Origin of the sequence: Sandarakinorhabdus sp. AAP62, assembly GCF_000331225.1 — a bacterium.
GTDB lineage: Bacteria > Pseudomonadota > Alphaproteobacteria > Sphingomonadales > Sphingomonadaceae > Sandarakinorhabdus.
The window spans coordinates 1-19266 of record NZ_ANFY01000017.1 but is presented as its reverse complement, the minus strand read 5'-3'; the positions used below and the strand labels follow the sequence as shown (position 1 = coordinate 19266).

General features: G+C 63.7%; 18 protein-coding genes. 13 read left to right on the top strand and 5 right to left on the bottom strand.

The window, feature by feature from the left end:
* Window position 1: 1 nt before the first annotated feature.
* Window positions 2-412, bottom strand: a complete 411-nt coding sequence (gene sdhC / locus D619_RS0113260; RefSeq protein WP_033373628.1) for a succinate dehydrogenase, cytochrome b556 subunit — start codon at window positions 410-412, stop codon at window positions 2-4.
* Between the two features lie 126 nt (window positions 413-538).
* A complete protein-coding gene (locus D619_RS0113255; RefSeq protein WP_017669083.1) occupies window positions 539-973 on the bottom strand; it encodes a hypothetical protein in 435 nt (144 codons plus the stop codon).
* 87 nt (window positions 974-1060) lie between these two features.
* Between D619_RS0113255 and D619_RS0113250 the strand changes: the two genes are divergently transcribed.
* The 3 genes from D619_RS0113250 to D619_RS0113240 are packed head-to-tail and all read left to right on the top strand — an operon-like array spanning window position 1061 to window position 3740.
* Window positions 1061-2299: a cytochrome P450 gene (locus tag D619_RS0113250; protein ID WP_026091047.1), complete on the top strand. Its 1239-nt coding sequence runs from the start codon at window positions 1061-1063 to the stop codon at window positions 2297-2299.
* On the top strand, window positions 2299-2739 hold the full coding sequence (locus D619_RS0113245; RefSeq protein ID WP_017669081.1) for a cupin domain-containing protein: 441 nt from the start codon (window positions 2299-2301) through the stop codon (window positions 2737-2739). The genes D619_RS0113250 and D619_RS0113245 overlap by 1 nt, the downstream gene beginning before the upstream one ends.
* Window positions 2739-3740 carry a proline iminopeptidase-family hydrolase gene (locus D619_RS0113240; RefSeq protein ID WP_017669080.1) on the top strand — a complete coding sequence of 334 codons (1002 nt, stop codon included), beginning with the start codon at window positions 2739-2741 and terminating at the stop codon, window positions 3738-3740. Before D619_RS0113245 ends, D619_RS0113240 begins: the two co-directional genes overlap by 1 nt.
* A gap of 47 nt (window positions 3741-3787) precedes the next feature.
* On the opposite strand, the gene D619_RS0113235 is transcribed toward D619_RS0113240, so the two are convergent.
* The 3 genes from D619_RS0113235 to D619_RS16700 are packed head-to-tail and all read right to left on the bottom strand — an operon-like array spanning window position 3788 to window position 5654.
* A complete protein-coding gene (locus tag D619_RS0113235; protein ID WP_017669079.1) occupies window positions 3788-4147 on the bottom strand; it encodes a DUF6285 domain-containing protein in 360 nt (119 codons plus the stop codon).
* Window positions 4147-5136, bottom strand: a complete 990-nt coding sequence (locus D619_RS0113230) for a phosphotransferase family protein (protein ID WP_017669078.1) — start codon at window positions 5134-5136, stop codon at window positions 4147-4149. The genes D619_RS0113235 and D619_RS0113230 overlap by 1 nt, the downstream gene beginning before the upstream one ends.
* Complete coding sequence (locus tag D619_RS16700; RefSeq protein WP_017669077.1) at window positions 5136-5654, bottom strand: GNAT family N-acetyltransferase; 519 nt, start codon at window positions 5652-5654, stop codon at window positions 5136-5138. Before D619_RS16700 ends, D619_RS0113230 begins: the two co-directional genes overlap by 1 nt.
* 217 nt (window positions 5655-5871) lie before the next feature.
* Between D619_RS16700 and D619_RS0113220 the strand changes: the two genes are divergently transcribed.
* The 10 genes from D619_RS0113220 to D619_RS18160 all read left to right on the top strand — a co-directional run.
* Window positions 5872-8388 (top strand): TonB-dependent receptor, encoded by a 2517-nt coding sequence (locus D619_RS0113220; RefSeq protein WP_017669076.1) that lies wholly within the window; start codon window positions 5872-5874, stop codon window positions 8386-8388.
* A 101-nt stretch (window positions 8389-8489) separates the two neighbouring features.
* Complete coding sequence (gene pnuC / locus D619_RS0113215) at window positions 8490-9050, top strand: nicotinamide riboside transporter PnuC (protein ID WP_017669075.1); 561 nt, start codon at window positions 8490-8492, stop codon at window positions 9048-9050.
* Window positions 9047-9583, top strand: a complete 537-nt coding sequence (locus D619_RS16695; RefSeq protein WP_017669074.1) for an ATP-binding protein — start codon at window positions 9047-9049, stop codon at window positions 9581-9583. The genes pnuC and D619_RS16695 overlap by 4 nt, the downstream gene beginning before the upstream one ends.
* Window positions 9584-9591: 8 nt before the next feature.
* The gene (locus D619_RS0113205; RefSeq protein ID WP_017669073.1) at window positions 9592-10293 is read left to right on the top strand and encodes an SDR family oxidoreductase; all 702 of its coding nucleotides are present in this window, start codon (window positions 9592-9594) and stop codon (window positions 10291-10293) included.
* A 14-nt stretch (window positions 10294-10307) separates the two neighbouring features.
* Window positions 10308-11597, top strand: a complete 1290-nt coding sequence (locus D619_RS0113200; protein ID WP_017669072.1) for an adenylosuccinate synthase — start codon at window positions 10308-10310, stop codon at window positions 11595-11597.
* Between the two features lie 610 nt (window positions 11598-12207).
* Entirely contained in the window at window positions 12208-13080 is an 873-nt protein-coding gene (locus tag D619_RS17435; RefSeq protein ID WP_017669071.1) for a hypothetical protein, read from the top strand.
* Between the two features lie 40 nt (window positions 13081-13120).
* Complete coding sequence (locus D619_RS17430; protein ID WP_017669070.1) at window positions 13121-13918, top strand: DUF1294 domain-containing protein; 798 nt, start codon at window positions 13121-13123, stop codon at window positions 13916-13918.
* Between the two features lie 94 nt (window positions 13919-14012).
* Entirely contained in the window at window positions 14013-15350 is a 1338-nt protein-coding gene (gene gor, locus D619_RS0113180) for a glutathione-disulfide reductase (protein ID WP_017669069.1), read from the top strand.
* A gap of 39 nt (window positions 15351-15389) precedes the next feature.
* Entirely contained in the window at window positions 15390-16766 is a 1377-nt protein-coding gene (locus D619_RS0113175) for a 3-deoxy-7-phosphoheptulonate synthase class II (RefSeq protein ID WP_017669068.1), read from the top strand.
* A gap of 393 nt (window positions 16767-17159) precedes the next feature.
* Window positions 17160-19266, top strand: a 2107-nt coding sequence (locus D619_RS18160) for a S8 family peptidase (protein WP_051033509.1), incomplete at its 3' end; no start/stop codon positions are given.

The following is a 19266-nucleotide window of genomic DNA, read 5'->3' as shown; positions in this document are numbered from 1 at the left end:
ATCAATACCCCCTGCCGAGCAACACGAATGCCCAGAACGCCAGCGTGGCCAGCACCGAAAATGCGAAGGTCAGCATCGCCATGCGGCGCGAGGTGGCCAGATCAAAGCCTTCACCCGAATCCATGATGAAGTGACGGATGCCGCTGCCCATGTGCTGGAACATCGCCCAGGTCAGGCCGAAACCGACCACCACGCCCAGCGGCGAGAAGACGATATCCTGGAACAGGCGATAATAGGCCGGCCCGCTGGCCAGCGCCGCCAACCACCAGGCAAAGATCACCACGGCGCCAAAGGCCAGCGCATGGCCGGTAACGCGGTGCATGATGGAGACCGCCATGTGCACCCGCCATTTCCAGATGGTCAGGTGCGGCGAGAGCGGGCGCGGCGCCGGTGCTGTTGGTCGAGAAGCCATTATTTGCCCTTTTTTCTGGCCCCTTTCGCTGCCCTGCCTTGCGGCTGGCGCAGCGTTCGGTCTGTGATGCCCGCCTTCATACCGCGCTGGCGCTGCGGTGCAACACTGGTGTGAACGGCAGTTTCCTTATCCGCATTGGATCAACACGGTTCGTTCCAACCCGGCATAACGATGCACCAATGCATCCCGGTAGCTGTCGTTGGCCATCATGTTGAGGAAATGCTGGCGCGTCGGATAGCGAACCAGCAGCAACTTGTCCCAATCGGCGGCGTCAGTATCGGCCTGGCCGATGAAGACCTGTTCGCACGGACCATCATAGAGCACTTCGGCTTGCGACACCGAACCCACCGCTACGGTGAAGGCGTGCTGATATCGGTCATAGGCTTCTTTCCCCGAGCAGGGCGCCATCCCGGCTTCGGGCGGATAGTTGGCGGTTTTGCGGAACTTCAGCAGGTTCATCATCACCACCGGCCCGTCACGGCCATTGTCGCGCAGATTGCGGACCTGTTCACGGGTGGGATCGATGCTGGCGTCATGGTTATTGTGAGAGGGAATGGCCATCGCGCTGGGACTCGCAGTTGTGATGATTCCATCGTAGCATCGCAGCAACGACCGTGAACAGGCGGCGCTCGAAATGGGGAGGATATGATGGCGACGATTGCTCCGACCAATGTGTCTGAAGTTCCGCTCGACGTGATCGATGTGTCGGATGCGACGCTCTATGCCAACGACAGTTGGCGGCCGGTGTTTGCGCGGCTGCGCGCCGAGGCCCCGGTGCATCACCAGGCCAACAGCCCGTTTGGCCCGTTCTGGTCGGTCTGCAGCCATGCCGACATCATGGCGGTGGAGGCGCGGCCCGATATCTTTTCCAGCAGCCATGAATTCGGCGGCATCACCGTGGTCGATCTGTTTGGCGAATATAATCTGCCGCAGTTCATCGCCATGGACCGGCCACGCCACAGCGACCAGCGCCGGGTGGTGGCACCAGCCTTTGGCCCGTCGGAAATCGCCCGCATGGCCATCGAGGTGCGCAAGCGGACCAGCGAGTTGATCGACAGCCTGCCGATTGGTGAGGAATTTGATTGGGTTGATCGCGTTTCCATCGAATTGACGACGGGGATGCTCGCCATCCTGTTCGACTATCCATGGGAAAAGCGCCGCGATCTCACCTTGTGGTCGGATTGGGGTGGCGACATCGAAGCGGCGCTCAATCCGGCGACCAAGGATATCCGCCAGCAGCATCTGATCGACATGACCCACGCGCTCGATGCGCTGATGGCCGAGCGCAAGGCCAAGCCGCCAACCGGCGACCTGATCAGCGCAATGGCACACAGCAACGCCATGGGCGACATGCCGTTCCAGGAACGCACGGGGAATTATATCCTGCTGATCGTCGGCGGCAACGACACCACGCGCAATTCCATGTCGGGCCTGGTCGAAGCCTTCAACCGCTATGACGGCGAATGGGCCAGGCTGGAGGCCGATCATTCCCTGATCGGCAACACGATTTCCGAAGTGCTGCGCTGGCAGACGCCGCTGGCCCACATGCGCCGCACTGCGGTGGAAGATGCCGATATCGCTGGCGTGCCGGTGAAGAAGGGTGACAAGATCGTCGTCTGGTACATCAGCGGCAACCGCGACGAGAGCGTGTTCCCCGATGCCGAGCGCTTTGACATCAGCCGCGCCAATGCCCGCCGCCACCTGTCGTTCGGCTTTGGCGTCCACCGCTGCGTGGGCGCGCGGCTGGCCGAGTTGCAGATTGCCGTGCTGCTGGAGGAATTGCTGGCCCGCAAACTTTTCCCGCGCCAGGTCGGCGCAGCGGAATATGTGGCGCAGTGCTTCGTGCACGGTTTCCGAAAGCTGCCGGTTGTGCTTGAACGGCGTTGATGCCGAAGATTGCTGTCGATGCCCTGCCGGTCAACACCGGGTCCAACTATCTCCCGCCCCATCACGAGGCGGTGGCGGGCCGGGCATGGCGTGCCGTGGCAGCGGCCGGCGGGCTGACGCAATTCGGCGCCAATCTTGTCACCCTGCCTGCCGGTGCCTGGTCGAGCCAGCGGCACTGGCACAGCCACGAGGACGAGATGGTGGTGATGCTGGCCGGCGAGGCTGTGCTGGTCGAAGACGGCGGCGATACCGTCATGAAACCGGGCGACATCGCCTGTTTTCCCGCTGGTGCCGCCAATGGCCACCATCTGCAGAATCGTTCCGCCCTGCCCTGCCAGTTCCTCGCGATCGGCACCGATCGCATCGACATCGATGAATGCCATTACCCGGATATCGACATGCATCTTGATCCGGCCGGCTTCCGGCGCAAAACGGCGTGATGGCGCGGCGCACCCTGCTGGCTTCTGGGCTGGTGGCCGGCCTGGCCAGCCTGCTCCCGTCCCGGCTGGCGGCGCAGACGCTGCGCCAGGGCGCGACATCCCCCGGGATCCGGCTGGCCCCGGATCAGGAGGCCATGGTGCCGGTCGAGGGCGGCCGCATCTATGTGCGGGTGAACGGGGCGCTCGACGGCAAGCGGCCGCCGATCCTGTTCATCCACGGCGGGCCGGGCAGTTCGCACTGGAGCTGGCTCAATGCCACTGCCCTCGCCGATGAGCGCGCCGTCATCCTTTATGACCAGCTCGACTGCGGCCGCTCTGATCGTCCCGGCAATCCGGCCAACTGGACGGTGGCGCGCTATCTTTCGGAAATCGAGGCGATCCGGGCTCATTTCGGCATCGCGCGCTGGCATGTGCTCGGCGGCAGCTGGGGTGGCACGCTGGCGCTGGAATATGGCGCCACCAGGCCAGCTTCACTGGCCGGGCTGGTGCTGCAGTCGCCGCTGGTTTCCACCGAAATCTGGTTGCGCGACGCCGCCGAGTTGAAGGCTGGCATGCCGGCCGATGTGCGCGACCTGCTGGACCGCTGCGACACACCAGGCGCCGCCCCGCAGGCGGCTTGTGATGCCGCGACCGCAGCCTTCTATGCCCGCCATGTGCGCCAGGTGCTGCCGCCGCCGGCCATTGCCGCCTATCGCGACGCCCTGCCCGCACCCTTTGCGGAAGCGCTCTACAATCACATGTGGGGCCGCGCCGAATTCACCTGCACCGGCACGCTGAAGGATTATGACGGGCAACCGCTGCTCGATCAGCTCGATGCAAGGCGCACCCTGTTCGTGGCCGGCGTGGATGACGAGGCGCGTCCGGAAACCGTCGCCAATTTCGCCATCGCGGCCGGCGCGCGGTTTGAAGCCATCCCGTCGGCATCGCACAGCATCATGCTCGATAATCCAGAGGCTTATCTGGCGTTGCTCAGGCCGTGGCTGAGCCGGCTAGACGTTTGAACCAAGCCTGATGGTTCAAACGCCAAGCCGTTTGACCTGTTGTTGGTTCAAACGCCAAGCCGTTTGAACGTGGAATAACGCGGATTGTCCACCGCGCACTTGGCCAGCGCCACCGCGAGCAAAGCATCGACAAGGCCCGGCGTGCTGGCGTTCTTCGTTCCGCTCCGCAGGTCGTCGCAAAGGTCGGCGCGCAGCCTGTCCAGCGGCGCCTCCTGCCCCATGATGCCAGCCAGCAGCGCCTGCTCCCTGGCCTGCGGCTGCTGCGCCAGCTCACGCAGCACGATGGCCAGCGCATTGCCAGCCACCTTGGCATGAAAGGCGCGGCGGCCCTTCAGCTCCGGTTCCAGTTCGGCAAGGAACAACTGCACCGCTTCGATCAATGTGGTGGCTTCGATCTGTTCAGCCATCACACGCTTCCGAATTTCAGCATGTGCATCAGGTCCAGTTCCACTTCGGAAACTCGCCGTCCGATGGCGGCACGTTCGACATTGCGGAGGCGGCCGGAGACATGGTCATCACCCAGCGTCAGGCACGACAGGCCCCATTTCAGCGTGCCCAGCACTTCCCACCAATGGGCACGGCCCTTGTCGACCGGGTCACCACCTGCCGCTTCATAGGCGGCGTGCAGTTCGTCACGCTCGCCAAAGCCGCCGACCGGCTTGTCCCACACGCCGAAGCGCCAGCTATTGCAGCACAGCCAACCCAGATCCTCGTGCGGATCGCCAAGATGCGCCAATTCCCAATCCAGCACCGCCACCAACCCATCAGGCGCGACCAGGAAATTGCCGGAGCGAAAATCGCCGTGAACGATGCTGCTCGCCGGCCGATCGACGATCCGCTCTTTCAGCCAGGCAAAGATGAGATCGAAAATCGGGCTGCTCACCGCAAAACGGCGATAATTCGCAAACATGCGATCCAGCAGTTCTGCCGTGCTGCCGGTGGGCAACGCCAGCCCGGCAACGCCCGCCATGGGCAGTTGGTGCAATCGGGCCAGCACGTCGGCGCATTGCCGGGTCAACACCGCCCGGGCCGGCGCATAGTCCGGCAGTTTCAGCCATCGCGGTGCCAGCGCCTCGCCGGGCAGCCTGGTCATCACATAGCCTTCGCCCAAGCCATCTTCCGGCACCAGTACCCGCACCACCTCCGCCACCGGCAGACCATTGGCAAAAGCAAATTGCTGCAACTGCGCCTGATCCGCCCGCGGCAGCCCGCCTGGCGGCACAGATCCGGTGGCGGCGCACTGCAGGATCAGCGGCCAGGGCGCGTCATCGCGGATCGCATCAACGGAATAGGTTGCCGACGACGCACCGCCCGACAATTGCTCCACTGTCCGCACCTCGGCGCCGATCAGGGCGGCAACGATGGCAGGCGTCGGCCCAGGCACCGTGCTTGCCATCAGTCGCTGGCCAGTCGGGCGTAACTAAGTTCGTCATACCAGGCATCGCCGTCGCGCCAGCTTTGCACGAAGCGGCCTTCCTCGCGGAACCAGCAGCGTTCCAAGACCCGCTGTGCCGGCCGGTTGCGGGCATCGGTGACGGCCACCACACGACGACGATTGTTGCGGAACAGGCGGCGCACCATCGCTTCCACCGCTTCAGCGCAGAGCCCCTGCCGCTGCCAGCGCAGATCAATGGCAAAGCCGATTTCCGCCGTGGCGCTCCACGGCGGCGAAAAACGGATGCCCAGATCGCCGATCATGCTGCCATCCTTGGTCGTAATCGTGAATTGCTGCCACCCATCGGAATCGGGAGCCGCGCGCCGCTGCATGGCAGTGATCAGCGCGATACTTTCTTCCACCGATCGGTCCAGTGGATCAAATGGCGCGGCAGCGCGGATGCGGTGCCAGTCGGCCGCTTCCTCCACCCGCATCGGCCGGATCAACAAGCGATCCGTTGCGATTTCCCAGTCATTCATCCTGTAACCCGCATCTTGTAACCCATTGTCGGACGACGATTGGTCTTTCCGTTGCACGATGGCAACGGTCGGGCAAGAAGCGTCAGTGCCGGGCCGCGGGTCGGGCTTGAAAAAACATGAAGCATCTGTAATTCCCTGCGGCATGGCCCGACGAACGGGCTTGTTCGGGGCCGCCGTCGATAACGGCCAAGGCCTGGATTTTTTGGGAAGGAACTTCATGTCGACTGTTGAAACCGCAGGCATCGTTGCCCTGCGCGCTGCCCTTTTGCTTGGCGTTTCCGCCACTGTTGCCCTGGCTGCCCCCGCCTTTGCGCAAACTGCTGCCGCCGATGAAGCCGGCGATGAGGAAATCATCATCGTCACCGCCTCCAAGCAGGCCAAGACCCTGCAGGACACGCCGATTTCGGTCTCCGTCACGTCGAAGGCGCTGATCGAGAATGCCCAGATCCGCGATGCCCTTGACCTGCAGTCGGTCGTGCCATCCCTGCGCGTGTCGCAGCTGCAATCGTCGGCCAACACCAATTTCATCATCCGCGGCTTCGGCAACGGTGCCAACAACGTGGGCATCGAACCGTCGGTTGGCGTGTTCATCGATGGCGTCTATCGCAGCCGTTCCGCCGCCCAGATCGGCGATCTGCCCAGCGTTGAGCGCATCGAAGTGCTGCGCGGTCCGCAGTCGACCCTGTTTGGCAAGAACGCCTCGGCCGGTATCATCTCGGTTGTCACCGCCGAACCGAAGTTCGAATATGGCGGCCAGGCCGAACTCAGCTACGGCAACTATAATGCGCTCATTGCGCGTGCCGAAATCACCGGGCCGATCAGTGAAACCATCGCCTTCAGCCTGGCCGGCAACTACAACCGCCGCGACGGCTATGTGTTCAACGAAGCGCTGAACATCGACGAGAACGACCGCAATCGTGGCGGCGTGCGCGCCCAGCTGCTGTTCAAGCCCAGCGAGGATTTCAAGCTGCGCCTGATCGGCGATTACGACAAGATCGATGAGATCTGCTGCTCGGTGGTAAACCTGGTTGACGGCCCGACCGGCAACGCCGTGCGTGCGCTTGGCGGCCGCATCATTTCCAATCAGCCGCTGGCGCTGCGTTCGTCGACCAACTTCCCGTCCACCAACGAAGTCGACAACTTCGGCTTCTCGGCCCAGGCGGACTACAAGGTTGGCCAGTTCGATCTCACCTTCATCGGTGCCTATCGTGGCGTGCGGCTTTCCACCAACGCCGACAGCGATTTTACCAGCGCCGATCTGATCGGGGAAAATAGCGGCCGCAACGCCATCGATACGTACACGGCCGAATTCCGTGTCGCCTCGAAATTCGATGGCCCGATCAATTTCCTGGTTGGCGCCTTCTATTTCCACGAGAATATCGATGCCAGCGGCCAGCTGACCTTTGGCCGGGATTTCCGCAACTATGCCAGCGCGCTTTCGGGCGGCGCCTACACCAGCCTGGAACCGACGCTGCGGGCGCTGCTGCCGGGCACGCCGGCAGGAGCATTCGGCGGCCAGGGCCAGGGCCGGTTCGAACAGTATGACTACAAGAACCGCGCCATCTCGATCTTCGGCACCGTGGATTGGAACCTGCTGGACAACCTGACCCTGACGCTGGGCGGCAACTACACCCACGATCGCAAGGAATATGCCACCAACGTCGTTACCACCGATGTGTTTTCCGGCCTTGATCTGGTGCGCGCCGGTGTGAACGCCGGCGTGCCGGCTGTCGTTGCGGCCAATCCGACCTTCAACCCCTTCCTGGGCCTGCGCGGTCTGCAGTTCATTCCGCCCTATCTCAACGTTCCCAATGGCGTTGAGGATGGCCGCACGTCTGACAGCGATTTTGCCTACACCGTGCGCCTGAACTACAAGTTCAACGACAATCTGAACATCTATGCCACGCATGCCACCGGCTTCAAGGCGAGCTCGATCAACCTGTCGTTCGATGCCCGTCCGCCGGCCGCGCTGTTCATCCCGGGTTCGACCGCACAGTCGCCGGCGCCGGCGGCCTCGCCGATCCGCACCGCGCTGGGCGCCAACCTGCCGGTGAACCTCACCACCGGTTCGCGTTCGGCCAATCCGGAACATGCCACCGTTTATGAACTGGGCATCAAGGGCCAGTGGGAAGGCTTTGGCTTCAACCTGGCCGCGTTCCGTCAGATCCTGCAGGGCTTCCAGAGCAACGTGTTCTCGGGCACCGGTTTCATCCTGGCCAACGCCGAACAGCAGTCGGTGACCGGGTTTGAACTCGATACCACCATTTCGCCGGTCAAGGATCTGCGTTTCTTCGCCAACTTCACCTACCTCAACATGAAGTTTGACAGCTTTGTGGGCGGTGCCGCCCTGCAGGCCGGCAGCTTCTCCACCCTGCCGCAGGATCTTTCCGGCCTGCGCGTGGCCGGCGTGCCTGAGTTCGCGGTATCGGTTGGCGGTGATTACACCGCCCGCCTGAACGACAACGCCAAGCTGAACTTCCACGCGGACTACCAGCACGAAAGCCCGACGCAGATCGCCCAGGGCACGGTGACACTGCAACGCACTGTGGACAATCTGAACGCCGCCGTGACTCTGGTGCTCAACAACAAGCTGGACATCACCCTGTGGGGCCGCAACCTGACCGACCAGGCCTGGGTGACCACGATCTTCCCTGGCGTGGCGCAGGCCGGCACGCTTTCGGGCTATCGCAACCAGCCCCGCACCTACGGCGGTCTGCTGCGTTACCGCTTCTGATCAGCGGTGAGCCGTGAACAATGGGGGGCGTGGCCAGTGGCTGCGCCCCCTTTTGCTTGCGTGGCTTGCAATATTTTCGCGTCGCGGGCTTAAGACGACGCGTGAATCCGTGGGAACTTGCTGCGTCGGCGTTCGGGCTGGCCAACGTCGTGCTGCTCGCGCGGCGATCCGTGTGGAATTACCCGTTCGGCATGGCGATGGTGGCCATCCTGGCCATCGTGTTCTGGAACAGCCGGCTCTATGCCGTGGCCGGCCTGCAGATATTCTTCTTCCTCGCCCAGGCACAGGGCCTGTGGATGTGGCTGCGGGCACCGGCCGACGAGGGCCAGGTGGCAGTGCGGCGCCTGCCGCCCATGGGCTGGCCGGTGGTACTGATCAGCGGTGTGATTGGCAGCGCTGTTCTGGCTCTGTTGTTGGCGCAAACCGATGCCGCCGCCCCCATCACCGATGGCGCCGTCGCGGGCTGGTCGCTGGTGGCGCAAGTGTTGATCAACCTTCGTATGCTGGAAAGCTGGCCGCTGTGGGTGGGCATCAACATCGTTTCGGTGGGCCTTTATGCCAGCCAGGCGCTTTGGGTGACGGCGGCGCTGTATGTGGCCTTCCTTGCTGTGGCGATCTGGAGTTGGCGGCTGTGGCTGGCGGCGGAGCGGCTTGAACCATGACGAGCCTGCATGTGTGTTTCACCGGCGTGGAGTCGACGGGCAAGACCCGGATGGCAGAGCGGCTGGCGCGCCGGCTGGGCGGGGTGCTGATGCCCGAATATGGCCGCGAATATGCCGAAACGATTGGCACCGATTTCACCCCTGACGTGCTGCGCACCATCGCCCGCATCCATGCCGAACGGCGCCACCGGCTGCTCGCGTCGCACCCGCGGCTGCTGATCGAAGATACTGATGTGGTAATGACGGCCGCCTGGTTTCGCATGCTGCATGGCCACCGCGATCCCGCGCTGTCGGCAATGTCGGCCGCTGCCGATCTCTATCTGCTGTTCGCGCCCGATACGCCGTGGGTGGCCGATGGCACCCGGCAATTCGTGGGCCGCGACCGACTGGCGTTTCAGGCGGCCATCGAGGATGAGATGGCCGCACGCAATATCGAACCGGTGCTGATCATGGGCAATTGGCAGCAGCGCGAGGCTCAGGCGACCGAGGCCCTTACCCACCGGCTGGACAGCCTGCCCCAGTCGGCGTCATAGGGGCCAACATGGCAACCATCCTCCTCACCGGCGCATCACGCGGCATTGGCGCGGCGGCGCGCACCCTGCTGGAACAGTCTGGCCACAAGGTCATCGGGCAATCCACGGCGGGCAATGCCGGGCTGATTGCTGCCGATTTCGCCCAGCCTCGCGCCGCCGATGCGCTCTGGGAGCAGGCACTGGCCCAGGCCGGAGGCCGCATCGATGTGCTGGTCAACAATGCCGGCGTGTTCGAGGCGGCAAATATCATGGATGCCGACGGCTTTGCTGCCACCTGGGCGCGCAGCCACGCCATCAACCTGCAGAGCGCCGCCGATCTGTGCCGCCATGCGGTTCTGCATTTCCAGGCCAATGGCGGCGGCCGCATCATCAACGTCGCCAGCCGCGCCGGCCATCGCGGTGATTCGCCCCAGCATTGGCATTATGCAGCCGCAAAGGGCGGCATGCTGGCGATGACCAAGAGTATCGCCCGCGCCTATGCCGCGCAGAATATCCTCGCCTTTGCCATCACGCCGGGCTTCACCATGACCGGCATGGCCGAGGACTATCTGGCAAGCCGCGGCGGTGACAAGCTGCTGGCCGATATTCCGCTGGGCCGCGTCGCCATGCCCGAAGAGGTTGCCGAAATGATCCGCTGGCTGGCCAGCGATGCGCCGGCGTCGATGACGGGCGCCACCCTCGATATCAACGGCGCCAGCTACGTGCGCTGAGGACAGGACTGAACATGCCGAATGTGACCGTGGTTGGCGCCCAATGGGGCGATGAAGGCAAGGGCAAGATTGTCGATTGGCTCTCTGCCCGCGCCGATGTGGTGGTGCGCTTCCAGGGCGGCCACAATGCCGGCCACACGCTGGTGGTGGGCAATCAGACCTACAAGCTGTCATTGCTGCCGTCGGGCATCGTGCGCGGCACATTGTCGGTCATCGGCAATGGCGTCGTCTTCGATCCCTGGCATTTCCGCGACGAAGTCGCCCGCATTGCCGGCATGGGTGTCGCGATCACGCCCGAAAATCTGATGGTATCGGAAACCTGCCCGCTGATTCTGCCGCTGCACCGGGATCTGGATGCGTTGCGCGAAGATGCCATGGGCGCTGGCAAGATCGGCACCACAAGGCGCGGCATCGGCCCGGCCTATGAAGACAAGGTAGGCCGCCGCGCCCTGCGCGTGATCGATCTGGCGCATCTGGATCAGATCGGTCCGCAGCTCGAACGCCTGCTTGCCCACCACAATGCCTTGCGTGCCGGCTTTGGCGTGGCACCGGTGGATGCCGCTGAACTGCAGGCGCAACTGGCCGACGTGGCGCCGGCCGTGCTGCCCTATATCCAGCCCGTGTGGAAACGCCTGCGCGATGCCCGCTGGCGGCGCGATCGCATCCTGTTCGAAGGCGCGCAGGGCGTGCTGCTTGATGTCGATCACGGCACCTGGCCATTCGTCACCTCGTCCAACGTGGTCGCCGGTCAGGCTGCGGCCGGTTCGGGCATGGGCCCGGATGCCACCGGCTATGTGCTGGGCATCACCAAGGCCTATACCACCCGCGTCGGTTCCGGCCCCTTCCCCACCGAACAGGAAAATGACATTGGCCAGCGCCTGGGCGAACGCGGGCACGAGTTCGGCACTGTCACGGGCCGCAAGCGCCGTTGTGGCTGGTTCGATGCCGTGCTGGTCCGCCAGGCCATCGCCGTGGGCGGCATCACCGGCATGGCGCTGACCAAGCTGGACGTGCTCGACGGGTTCGACACGGTGATGATCTGCACCGGTTACCGCCTTGATGGCCGCGAGCTGGATCATCTGCCCGCCCACCCTTCCGAACAGGCGCGGGTCGAACCGATCTACGAGTTGTTTGAAGGCTGGAGCGAATCGACCGCCGGAGCGCGCAGCTGGGCCCAGCTGCCGGCCCAGGCCATCAAATATATCCGCCGCATCGAGGAATTGACCGAGTGCCCAGTGGCCCTGGTCTCCACCTCGCCGGAACGGGAAGACACGATCCTGGTCAAGGATCCGTTCCGGGATTGATCAAGGGTCGGGCCGAGATCGGCCGCCGTTGACCACCGAATCGGGGCTTTCCCTTGCCCCGTAATTTCGCGCGAGCGCCCTCATTCTTGGGTCAAAAGCGCCCGGCAGGCCCTTGTTTGTCTGCGGCAATTTATATTCCGACCGGCTTCCTCCTTGGTGATCGCTCGGCATTGCGACGCGTCGCTGTCAAAACGCTTGCCAAACCGTAAATATGTTCCACTATGGTCGTATGTTGTGCGCCGCTCATGGCGCTGCCTGCTCCGCTTGCGGCGCTGGCGGCAAAGTGGGTGCCGGCGCCGGCCTGGATCGCGGCGGGCGCTGCCATTCAGTCCGGAACGGCACTGGCGGTTGTGCAGCAGCGATGCCTTCGATTTGTCGGGCAACGGCAGGCTCGGGTGGGCCTGCGTGACCGGCAAATCTACTGCCCGTCACGATCATCTGTGTCTTTGGCCCAGCCTAGGGAGCCGAGCCACAGCGCAGATGGTCGTGATTCTCTGGGCCAGCGTGAAGCTGGGCGGCAAGCAGTATGGTCGCAAGGCCAAGGGCGGCGGCAGCATGTGCGATGCACACACGCCGTTTCACGCACTGTTTGGGGTGTTGGCGTTCAAGAATGTTTGCGGGGGAAATCATTGCGGGTGCGTTGCTGGGCAGTTTTACCTGTCTGGCGCCGGTCCACGACAACGCCAGCACAGTGCGTTGTGCCAACCGTCCCGAAATCATTCGGCTGATGGGCTATGATGCGCCGGAGATGCCGGCGACCTGCCAACCCAACAAGGCCTGCCCATCCGGCGATCCCTTTGCTGCTCGCGAGGCGCTGCGCGGACTGACGATGGGCCGGCCACTTGCATGCGAAGCCGCCGGAACCGACCATATGGGCCGCGTTCTCGCGCGTTGCCGTGTCGAAGCCACCGATCTTTCCTGTGCAATGTTGGCCACCAGCTATGCCGTGCCGAGCCGGACGGCCGGCGATTGCAATTGTACGACGCCGGTTCGCCGTCGCGCGGTGCTGTTGCAATCCGCCAGTTATGCGCCGGGCACACTGCCAGGTGGCCTGCCAAAGGCGCTTCCGGCCGAAGGGCAGATCACGCTCGATCTTGGTGAATCCGGCCCATCGCGTCCGCAAGCTGCTGCTCCGGCCGTGGTGATGGATGGCGTGGCGCTGCAGGAAACCCCGTGGTCGCTGCCGATTGCCGGCGCCATCGTGATGATCGGCCTGTGGATGGCGATGGCCAATCTGGCCCTGTTGCAGCTGGCCCATGAACGCTGGCCGTCACGCGACCGCTGGGGCGCGCCGATGGACCGGCTGGATCCCTGGCTGTTCCTCGGCCTAGCCGCCGCCGGCGCCTCCCCTGCAGCATGGACCGCCCTGTGGACCCGCCACGCCGGCCGCCAGGGTGAAGCGCTGCTGCCCCGCCTGCTCAACATCACCGGCATCCAGATCGGGTTGGCCATTGGCGCACTCTGGTGGTGGATTGCCGGCTGAACCGGCTTGCGATTGCGCTACCCGTCGATAAACAGGGGCCATGCCCCTGCCAATGATCGCCCTGGCCGCCGCTGCCGCCAGCTTTGCCTGCGAAGGTCCCACGCATCATGATGGCGACAATCTGCGCTGTGCCAACGTTCCCGGCGCAATGCGCCTGCAAGGCATCGATGCGCCCGAAATGCCGGGCGCCTGCCGGCCGGGGCGACGCTGCGTGGATGGCGATCCCTTTGCCGCGCGCGACCAGCTGCGCCGCCTGACACGCGGCAAGACTCTGCGCTGCACGCAGGAAGATACTGACAATTATGGCCGCGCCATCGTGAATTGCACGGCCGGTCAGGTGAACATCAGTTGCGCGATGATCGCTTCCGGCCACGCGGTGCCGCGCTATGCCCCGCTGGATTGTGCTGATCAGATGCTGGAGCCCCAGGCCGTGCAGCGGCGCCCCCCGCAAACCGCTGCGGTACCCGACGGGGTACCCGCCCGGCTTCCTGAACGTGTCATCGTGCCGCCCGATACGCCGGCGCCGGCGCTGCTGGTGATCCACGGTCCCGGCCTGACCCTGCTGCTGGTGCTCTGCCTGGCGTTGATCAATGCCGTCACCTGGGCGATGTTTGCGATGGACAAGCGGCGCGCTGTGGCTGGCCGGTCCCGCGAACGCATATCCGAAGCCAGCTTGCTGGGCTGGGCGGCGGTCGGCGGCAGCCCGGCGGCCTGGCATGCCATGCACCGGCTGCGCCACAAATCATCGAAAGACAGTTTCAAACAGTCACTGGTGCTGATCACCGGCGTCCACGGCGGTATTGTGCTTGGCGGGCTCTACTGGTGGCTGATGGGCTGAGGCTGCTTGTCATCGCCGCTATCGTTCACGGTAAACGGGGAAATTGATTGGCGCCGCTGGCAGCGCTGGCCTATCAGCCGCCACGGAGACAGACATGAGCCATGATTTCGACCTTTTGGTGATTGGTGCCGGTTCCGGCGGGGTGCGCGCCAGTCGCATTGCGGCCAGCCACGGTGCACGCGTGGCGGTGGCGGAAGAATATCGGGTGGGTGGCACCTGCGTGATCCGCGGCTGCGTGCCCAAGAAGCTGCTGGTCTATGGCTCCCATTTCGCCGAGGATCTGGAAGATGCCCGCCGCTTTGGCTGGCATATCGAGGCCAAGCGCTTTGACTGGCCCACCCTACGTGACAATGTGGCGGCCGAGGTGGACCGTCTGAACGGCCTGTATCAGAACACGCTCGACAACAACAAGGTCACTACCCTGCCGGGCCACGCCCGGCTGATCGACGCCAACACGGTGGAAGTGGACGGCAAGCGCCACACTGCCGAGACCATCCTGATTGCCACGGGTGCCCGGCCCTTCACGCCTGATATTCCGGGCGCGGAACATGGGATCACCTCGAACGAGGTTTTCCATCTGCCCACACTGCCAAGGCGCATGGTTATCGCCGGCGCCGGCTATATCGCCACCGAATTTGCCGGCGTGTTCCATGAACTCGGCGTGGACGTGACGCTGATCAACCGCAGCGACACCATCCTGCGCGGCTGGGAGCCAGCGCTGGCCGATCGCCTGCTGCAGATCAGCCTGGCCAAGGGCCTGAACTTCAAGCTGAACTGCCGTCTGGAGCGGGTGGAGAAGACCGAAACCGGCCTGGTGCTGCACTTCACCGACGGCAAGACCATGGAAACCGATGTGGTGCTGTGGGCGCTGGGCCGGGTGCCCAATATCGAAGGACTTGGCCTTGATGATGTCGGCGTGGCCCTGAACGAAAAGGGCGCCATCGCTGTCGATGCCGACAATCGCACCAATGTCGCCAACATCTTCGCCGTCGGCGACGTGACTGACCGGGTGCAGCTGACCCCGGTGGCCATTCGCGAAGGCCACAGCTTTGCCGATCGCCAGTTCGGAGAGAAGAACTGGCACGTGGACTACAGCGCCATCCCCTCTGCCGTCTTCTCCAACCCGCCACTGGGCAGCGTGGGCATGACCGAAGCGCAGGCCCGCAACGCCTTCGGACAAGTGAGGATCTTCACCTCCGATTTCCGGCCGATGAAGAATGTGCTGGCCGGCCGCAACGAACGCGCGCTCTACAAGCTGGTGGTCGATGCCGCCACCGACCGCGTGGTGGGTGCCCACATGATCGGCCCGGATGCGCCGGAAATCCTGCAGGCCGTCGCCATCGCGGTGAAGGCCGGGCTGACCAAGGCGCAGTTTGACGACACCATGGCGCTGCACCCGACGATGAGCGAGGAACTCGTCCTCATGCGGTGACTTGCTCACCCTGATGATTTGCCGCAAAGCACCTGCGCTATGACGAAGAACTGGACCCCCGACAGCTGGCGCCAACACGAAGCCCGGCAATTGCCCACTTATCCCGACGCAGCGGCGCTGCGCGCCGTGGAGACCGAGCTGCGGTCCTATCCGCCGCTGGTGTTTGCCGGTGAGGCGCGCGATCTCACCACGCGACTGGCCGATGTCGCTGCCGGAAATGGCTTCCTGCTGCAGGGCGGCGATTGCGCCGAGAGTTTTGCCGAGTTCCACCCCAACACCATCCGCGACACGTTCCGCGTGCTGCTGCAGATGGCCGTCACTCTCACCTTTGCAAGCAAGATGCCGGTGGTGAAGGTGGGCCGCATGGCCGGCCAGTTCGCCAAGCCGCGCTCGGGCGATTTCGAGGAAATCGATGGCGTGTCCCTGCCCAGCTATCGTGGTGACAATGTCAACGACATCGAGTTCACCGCAGAAGCGCGTACGCCCAACCCGCAGCGCATGATCCGCGGCTATATGCAATCAGCCTCGACGCTGAACCTGCTGCGCGCCTTTGCCAGTGGCGGCTATGCCAATCTGCACCAGGTGCACAAATGGAACCTGGATTTCGCCGCGCGCAGCCCCTGGGCCGAACAATATGCGCAACTGGCCGATCGGATCGGCGAAGCGCTGGATTTCATGGAGGCCATTGGCCTTTCGCCCGATACGGTGCCGCAGTTGAAGGGCACCAGCTTCTTCACCAGCCACGAGGCCCTGCTGCTGGGCTATGAAGAGGCGATGACCCGGCAGGACAGCCTGACCGGCGACTGGTACGACACCTCGGCGCATATGCTGTGGATCGGCGACCGCACCCGCTTTGCGGGCAGTGCCCACGTGGAGTTCCTGCGCGGTGTCGGCAACCCACTCGGCCTTAAATGCGGCCCCAGTCTGGAACCCGATGACCTGATTCGCCTGATCGACACGCTGAATCCGGCGAATCAGCCAGGCCGAATCACCCTCATCACCCGATTCGGTCATGACAAGGTGGAGGCCCATCTGCCGCGCCTGATTCGCGCCGTGAAGCGCGAAGGTCGCCATGTTTTGTGGAGCTGTGACCCGATGCACGGCAACACGATCAAGGCCGCTGGCGGCCTCAAAACCCGCCCGTTTGACCGGATTCTGGCCGAAGTGACCGGGTTTTTTGCCGTGCACAGGGCCGAAGGCACCCATGCTGGCGGCATCCACCTGGAGATGACCGGACAGGATGTGACCGAGTGTACCGGCGGCGCCATCGCCATTTCCGACGAAGGCCTTGCGACCCGTTACCAGACCCAGTGCGACCCGCGCCTGAATGCCAGCCAAAGCCTTGAAATGGCATTTCTTATCGCAGAAGCCCTGAAGGCCGAACGCGAAGCCCTGGCGCACAGCGCCGCCGCCTGATCGCGATCTGAAATCTCCCGAACGGCCGCACCCGGCCAGCCCATCATGGCTGGCCGGGTGCGGTCGTTTTTTTCGTGCTCAATCCAAGGCGAAGGGAATTTTTAATCCAACTTTATCGTTCATTATCATGAGAATTACAGTTCACGGAGGTTTAGGACAAAATGTTTTCGGCGTTTACAATTTCCACACCAATACGGACTAAGCAGCTGTCGAAACCGGATGTATCAGCGTTTCGATGCAGTCGGTTAACGAAAAATTTTTCTTCTCGAATATTATTCGAGGTAAAGGCTTCGTTACCAGTTGCTTGGCGTAACCCCGTGTTCACTATTTTGTCGTGTGCGTTAACCGCTGTAAAGTTTGCGTTGCGCACGTGGTCTGAGAGGGTCAACCACGATGTCTGAGTATCGCTTCCAGATGGCTCGTGAAGATTGGGATGAATACGCCCGTCCCGAAGCCACTGCGGCGGACAGTTTTGCGTTTGGGAGCCTCGGCCGCCAGGATGGGATCCCGGCCGTGGCTGCCCCCGCAGCAGACTCCGCCCGCACTGTCACCGAGTTGCTGGTCCAGTTCCGCGCTGGCGCCAGCGCGGCAGATCAAGCCTTGGCCGTGAGCAATGCCGGCGGGGGCAATGCCAGCGTGGTGCGCAGCGATGCGGAAGGCGATCTGCTGGTCATCAGCGTGGCGCCGGGCCGTTCGGCCGAAGCCGTGATGGAAGCCCTGGCGCGCAACCCCAATGTGGCCTTTGCTGAAGTGAACGCCACCCTGTCGGTGCAGGGCAGCAACGACACGCGTTACACCAATGGCGGCCTGTGGGGCATGTATGGTGACACCACCACCCCGGCCAACCAGTTCGGCAGCCAGGCCGGCGAAGCGTGGGCCCGTGGCTACACCGGTTCCACCAAGACGGTGATTGGCGTGATCGATACCGGTATCGATTACACGCACGCCGATCTGTATCTCAACATCTGGCTCAATCCCGGCGAAATCCCGAACAATCTCGGCCTGGTTGATACCGATGGCGACACACTGATCACCTTCCGCGATCTCAACAATGCCGCCAACGCCCACGCCGTGAGCGACGTCAACGGCAACGGCCGTATCGATGCCGGTGATCTGCTGAACGATACGCGCTGGGAAAACGGCGTCGACAATGATGGCAACGGCCGCATCGACGATCTGATCGGCTGGGATTTCGTCAACAACGACAATGATCCCATGGATGGCAATGGCCACGGCACGCACGTCGCCGGCACCATCGGCGCCATCGGCAACAACGCGCTGGGCGTGGCAGGGGTGAATTGGGCCGTGCAGATGGTGGCCCTGAAGTTCCTGCCCGACAGCGGCTCCGGTTCCAGCGCTGCGGCCATCAGCGCCATCGATTATTACACCAATGCCGCCAAGGCCCATGACGCCGGCGCCGGCAATTATGTCGGCACCAACAACAGCTGGGGCGGTGGCGGCCAATCCCAATCGATGCTTGATGCCATCGTGCGCGCCGCGAAGCAGGATCTGCTGTTCGTGGCGGCGGCCGGCAACGGCGGCACCGATGGCGTGGGCGACAACAATGATGTGACCGCCTATTTCCCCACCAACTATTCCACGCTGGCAGCGGTGGGATGGGATGCCGTGGTGTCCGTGGCCAACATCACCTCGTCCGGCAGCCGCGCGGGCTCGTCCAACTTCGGCAAGCTCACGGTGGACCTCGGCGCGCCGGGCACCTCGATCGTGTCGACCACGCCCGGCGGCAACTATGCCGCCTACACCGGCACATCGATGGCGGCCCCGCACGTTGCCGGCGCGCTTGGCCTGCTCTCGGCCTATGCCGAAGGCTTGACCGGTGCCCAGTTGCGCGCTGCGCTGCTGAACAGCGCTGAAGCCACGACATCGCTGACCAACATCACGGTCACCAATGGCCGGCTTGACGTCAACGATCTGATCTCTGCCGGCCTCAATGTCGCGCCAGCGCCGAGCCCGACGCCGACTCCCACGCCGACGCCCACGCCCACGCCGACGCCCACGCCGACGCCGACGCCGACGCCCACTCCGACGCCGTCTCCAGACCAGGTGATCTATGGCACCGATGGTTCGGATACGCTGACCGGTGGTGCCGGCAACGACACCATCACCGGTGTGGCGCTCTCCAGCACGAAGATCGGCAGCCGCACGGTCGACGTGATGACCGGCGGTGCCGGCAATGATCTCTTCATCCTGGGTGATGGACGCGGCGTGTTCTACGACGATGGCCGCAGCAACAACCAGGGTAATGGCGATTACGCCCGCATTACCGATTTTTCCGAAGGTGATCGGGTGCAGCTGGCGCCAGGCACCTATTTCCTGAGTGCTGGCAGCGCCGGTGGCTTCACGGGCATGCGGATCTTCTTCGACAGCAACGGCAATGGCAAGTTTGACAGCCCTGACGAGTTTGTCGCGATGGTTCAGGGCAGCAAGTCGCTCACCATGGCCGATATCGTGTTCTCGGCTGCAGCGCCGGCCCCCCCCC

What these genes read in the sequence shown, in the direction of transcription:
- sdhC (WP_033373628.1), bottom strand. Translation starts at nt 412, where the DNA reads ATGGCTTCTCGACCAACAGCACCGGCGCCGCGCCCGCTCTCGCCGCAC.
- D619_RS0113255 (WP_017669083.1), bottom strand. Translation starts at nt 973, where the DNA reads ATGGCCATTCCCTCTCACAATAACCATGACGCCAGCATCGATCCCACC.
- D619_RS0113250 (WP_026091047.1), top strand. Translation starts at nt 1,061, where the DNA reads ATGGCGACGATTGCTCCGACCAATGTGTCTGAAGTTCCGCTCGACGTG.
- D619_RS0113245 (WP_017669081.1), top strand. Translation starts at nt 2,299, where the DNA reads ATGCCGAAGATTGCTGTCGATGCCCTGCCGGTCAACACCGGGTCCAAC.
- D619_RS0113240 (WP_017669080.1), top strand. Translation starts at nt 2,739, where the DNA reads ATGGCGCGGCGCACCCTGCTGGCTTCTGGGCTGGTGGCCGGCCTGGCC.
- D619_RS0113235 (WP_017669079.1), bottom strand. Translation starts at nt 4,147, where the DNA reads ATGGCTGAACAGATCGAAGCCACCACATTGATCGAAGCGGTGCAGTTG.
- D619_RS0113230 (WP_017669078.1), bottom strand. Translation starts at nt 5,136, where the DNA reads ATGGCAAGCACGGTGCCTGGGCCGACGCCTGCCATCGTTGCCGCCCTG.
- D619_RS16700 (WP_017669077.1), bottom strand. Translation starts at nt 5,654, where the DNA reads ATGAATGACTGGGAAATCGCAACGGATCGCTTGTTGATCCGGCCGATG.
- D619_RS0113220 (WP_017669076.1), top strand. Translation starts at nt 5,872, where the DNA reads ATGTCGACTGTTGAAACCGCAGGCATCGTTGCCCTGCGCGCTGCCCTT.
- D619_RS16695 (WP_017669074.1), top strand. Translation starts at nt 9,047, where the DNA reads ATGACGAGCCTGCATGTGTGTTTCACCGGCGTGGAGTCGACGGGCAAG.
- D619_RS0113205 (WP_017669073.1), top strand. Translation starts at nt 9,592, where the DNA reads ATGGCAACCATCCTCCTCACCGGCGCATCACGCGGCATTGGCGCGGCG.
- D619_RS0113200 (WP_017669072.1), top strand. Translation starts at nt 10,308, where the DNA reads ATGCCGAATGTGACCGTGGTTGGCGCCCAATGGGGCGATGAAGGCAAG.
- D619_RS17435 (WP_017669071.1), top strand. Translation starts at nt 12,208, where the DNA reads ATGTTTGCGGGGGAAATCATTGCGGGTGCGTTGCTGGGCAGTTTTACC.
- D619_RS17430 (WP_017669070.1), top strand. Translation starts at nt 13,121, where the DNA reads ATGCCCCTGCCAATGATCGCCCTGGCCGCCGCTGCCGCCAGCTTTGCC.
- gor (WP_017669069.1), top strand. Translation starts at nt 14,013, where the DNA reads ATGAGCCATGATTTCGACCTTTTGGTGATTGGTGCCGGTTCCGGCGGG.
- D619_RS0113175 (WP_017669068.1), top strand. Translation starts at nt 15,390, where the DNA reads ATGACGAAGAACTGGACCCCCGACAGCTGGCGCCAACACGAAGCCCGG.